General features: G+C 65.6%; 1 pseudogene. It reads right to left on the bottom strand.

The features are described 5' to 3' along the window. Positions 1 to 378, bottom strand: a pseudogene (locus GWG67_RS38905) (IS630 family transposase); the annotation flags it as partial. Between the last annotated feature and the right edge of the window lie 6 nt (positions 379 to 384).

The following is a 384-nucleotide window of genomic DNA, read 5'->3' as shown; positions in this document are numbered from 1 at the left end:
GTTGGAGAGAAAGTTCGATCGCAGATACTGCCAGATCTGCTCGACCGGGTTCAGCTCCGGCGATCGCGACGGCAGGAAGATCAGCGTCATGTTCTTCGGGATGCAGAGCATCCTCGTGGTGTGCCATCCGGCGCGATCGAGCAGCAGCACGCCGTGCGATCCCCGAGCCACCATGGTCGAGATTTCGTCGAGATGCATCTGCATGGCCTCGGTACCGATATAGGGCAGGGCCAAGGCGGCACCGACGCCGCGCGCCGGGCAGATCGCCCCGAACAGCCAGGCATTGTCGTAGCGCTGGTCGGCGGCCTGGCGGGGCCGCGTTCCCCGCCGCGCCCACTGCCGGACGATGCCGTTCTTCTGACCGATCCGGGCCTCGTCTTATGG

The sequence above is a fragment of the Bradyrhizobium sp. CSS354 genome, from assembly GCF_029051725.1.
GTDB lineage: Bacteria > Pseudomonadota > Alphaproteobacteria > Rhizobiales > Xanthobacteraceae > Bradyrhizobium.
The sequence above is the reverse complement of the archived record's forward strand: the minus strand, read 5'-3'. Positions and strand labels throughout refer to the sequence as shown.